This is a genomic window from Streptomyces hirsutus (assembly GCF_001418415.1).
Lineage (GTDB): Bacteria > Actinomycetota > Actinomycetes > Streptomycetales > Streptomycetaceae > Streptomyces > Streptomyces hirsutus.
Genome location: NZ_LIQT01000567.1, coordinates 1 through 2,901, shown reverse-complemented (window position 1 = coordinate 2,901; position 2,901 = coordinate 1). Strand labels below are relative to the sequence as shown.

The window sequence follows — 2,901 nt, the reverse complement described above, 5'->3', positions numbered from 1 at the left end:
CCCGCCCGTCCGCCGCCGGCGCCGTGGGGCTCAGTCGCCCTTGACGGTGACCTTCTCGTCGTTGTTCAGCTGGTTCACCAGCTGCTTGACCTTCGCCTTGTCCCAGAGCAGGTTGCCGCCCGAGGAACCCGCGAGGGGCATGTTCAGGGAGGTGCCGTCACCGCCGCTGACGCCCTTCATCGCCCAGAACATGCCGGCCAGGTCGAACAGGCCCATCTCCTCGTCGACGATCAGCGAGTCCAGCCCCGCGCCCATGGTCGGGTACAGCTTGAACGGGTTCAGGACCGTGCCCGGCGTCGCCACCTGGCTCGCGAGGGCGGAGAGGAACTTCTGCTGGTTCTTCGTACGGTCCAGGTCGGAACCGGCCAGCGCGTACCGGGTGCGGACGAAGGCGAGGGCCTCCTCGCCGTTCAGCGTCTGCTTGCCCTTCTTGAAGTCGGCCCCGGACTTGGTGTCCTTGATGTCCTGCGGGATGTCCATCTCCACGCCGCCGACCGCGTCCACGATGTTCGCGAAGCCGGCGAAGCCGATCTCCACGTAGTGGTCGATGTGCAGGCCGGTGTTGAACTCGACCGTACGGACCAGGAGTTCGGGCCCGTCCTCGGCGTAGGCGGCGTTCAGCTTCACCTGCCGGCCCGTGCCCTGGAACGTCTTGCCGGACTCGGAGCCCTTGAAGGTGGGTATCTCCACGTTCGAGTCGCGGGGCAGCGAGATCAGGGTGGGGCCGTTGCTGCCGGTGTGCAGGATCATCATGGAGTCCGTGCGCTTGCCCTCGGCCGACCCGGTGCGCAGCTTCTTCTTCTGCTCGTCGGTCAGCCCGGCCCGGCTGTCGGAGCCGACGATCAGGTAGTTCGTGCCCTCGCCCGCCTCCGGCCGGTCGAGCACGATCGACAGGTCGACCTCGCGGTTGAGCTTCGAGTCGGCCCAGAAGTAGGTGCCCACGGTCGTCACGATCAGCACGGCCGCGACCGTGATCGACGTCACCTTGATCCGGCGGCGCCAGTCCGGCGCGGGACGCTGTGCGTAGCGGCCGTCGCCGCCCGGACCGCCGGGACCGCCGCCGCCCGGGGAGCCGTAGACCTGGCCCGTGTTGTAGTCGTCGTAGCCGCCGCCGTGCCCGCTGCCGTCCACGTAGGACGGCTGCTGCGGCACCGAGCCGCCGTAGGCTCCCTGGCCGGGCGGGGCCACCGGGCCGCGGCGGACCTGGCGCATGACGCGGGCGCTCTCGGGCTGTGCGCTCGCGCTCCCGTGTCCGTAGCGGGGGCCGCGGTTGTCGTTGGGCCGTGCCTCGGGCCATTCAGTCATGCGCAACAGTGTGCAGGTCCGGGCCGTGCGCCGTACCAGTCCTCGGGAAATAGGAGCAGCGCTGTTGCGAAGCTGACACAAAATTCCCGGCTGCCGCCTCGGCATAAGGTGGAGGCCATGACAGATCAGGCTCCGGCCCCACTCGCGGAGAGTCCCGACATTCCGGGCAAGCCCGTCTCGGCGTCGCGGACGACCCTCAGCCACATCATGACCCACAACGACACCAACCTCCTGGGCACGGTGCACGGTGGCGTGATCATGAAACTCGTCGACGACGCGGCGGGCGCGGTCGCCGGCCGGCACTCCGGCGGTCCCGCCGTCACCGCGTCGATGGACGAGATGGCCTTCCTCGAACCGGTCCGTGTCGGCGACCTGGTCCACGTCAAGGCACAGGTCAACTGGACCGGCCGGACGTCCATGGAGGTCGGTGTGCGCGTCCTGGCCGAGCGGTGGAACGAGTCCGCCCCGGCCACCCAGGTCGGCTCGGCGTATCTCGTCTTCGCGGCCGTCGACGCGGACGGCAGGCCGCGCCGCGTGCCGCCGGTGATATCGGAGACCGAGCGGGACCGGCGCCGCAACCAGGAGGCCCAGATCCGCCGCACCCACCGCCTGGCCCGCCGCCGGGCGATCGTGGAGCTGCGCGAGAAGCGGGCGGCGGACGGGATCGAGGACTGACCACCCGGCGCCCTCGCGGCCCCGGCAGCCCTTGCGGCCCGGGGCCGGGGTCCTCTCCGGATCGGGCCGGACCCGTGAGCCCGGCACGATCCGAACGCCGTCGGGCGCCAGGCGCCAGCCCCTACGAGCAGCCCACCTCGTCGCCCCGCACCACCCCGAACTCGCCCTTCCCGGGGTCCTCGGCCCGGACCTTGCGGACCTTCTCGAAGTCGGTGCCGGCGATCACCCTCAGCGTGGCGCCCTGGCCCTTGACCGCACGCAGCTCGCTGCCCGGCAGGGCGGCGGCGAGGGACTTCGCGGAGCGGTCCCAGCGGGGGTCGTAGGCGACGACGGTCCGCCGCACGGAGCGGTCCGCCGCGTTGACCGGAACGTGGGTGGTGTGGAAACCGGTGGCCGCGAGGGCCGCGTCCACCCGGCGGCCGAGGCCCTCCGTCTCCGTGCCGTTCTCGACCTGGACGCGGATCTGCCGGGGGTCCACCGGCACGCGCCGGGCCGCGTCGGGTGACGGGCGCGTGGAGAGCGGCTTGTCCTCGCGCAGCGCCGCGAAGATGTTCTCGGACTTCTCGGGGTCCCACTTCAGCGTCGACCCGATGCCCTTGACCGTGTGCCCCTGCTTGTCGAGCGGCACGGTGGTGAACTCGGACGAGGCGGGCGAGAAGTTGCGCAGCGCCCGCCCCAGGCCGAGCAGTTCGCCGGTGCCGAAGTCCTTGTCGGCGCGGACCGAGCCGAGCACGGCACGGGTCACGTCCCGGAACTTCATCGGGTTCAGCACGATCCCGGAGGACGTGGCCCGGTCCAGCAGGGCGGCCATGAAGTGCTGTTGCCGTTTCATCCGGCCGAGGTCGGCGGCGGCGTCGACGTACCGGGCGCGCACGTACTGCAGGGCCTCGCCGCCCCCCAGGGTGTGCCGGCCGGCCGGCA

General features: G+C 71.4%; 3 protein-coding genes. 1 reads left to right on the top strand and 2 read right to left on the bottom strand.

Annotation, left to right across the window (positions count from 1 at the left end; translation table 11 throughout):
- Positions 1 to 30: 30 nt before the first annotated feature.
- Positions 31 to 1,305 carry an LCP family protein gene (locus AOK11_RS34535; RefSeq protein WP_079035266.1) on the bottom strand — a complete coding sequence of 425 codons (1,275 nt, stop codon included), beginning with the start codon at positions 1,303 to 1,305 and terminating at the stop codon, positions 31 to 33.
- Positions 1,306 to 1,422: 117 nt separating this feature from the next.
- On the opposite strand from AOK11_RS34535, the gene AOK11_RS34530 reads away from it, so the two are divergent.
- Complete coding sequence (locus AOK11_RS34530; protein WP_055597606.1) at positions 1,423 to 1,980, top strand: acyl-CoA thioesterase; 558 nt, start codon at positions 1,423 to 1,425, stop codon at positions 1,978 to 1,980.
- Positions 1,981 to 2,101: 121 nt separating this feature from the next.
- Here AOK11_RS34530 and AOK11_RS34525 read toward each other — a convergent pair.
- The coding region (locus AOK11_RS34525) for an LCP family protein (protein ID WP_167353868.1) at positions 2,102 to 2,901 on the bottom strand (800 nt) is incomplete at its 5' end.

Bases quoted from the DNA above. Each gene is read 5' to 3' on its own strand.
- AOK11_RS34535 (WP_079035266.1), bottom strand. From the start codon at position 1,305: ATGACTGAATGGCCCGAGGCACGGCCCAACGACAACCGCGGCCCCCGC.
- AOK11_RS34530 (WP_055597606.1), top strand. From the start codon at position 1,423: ATGACAGATCAGGCTCCGGCCCCACTCGCGGAGAGTCCCGACATTCCG.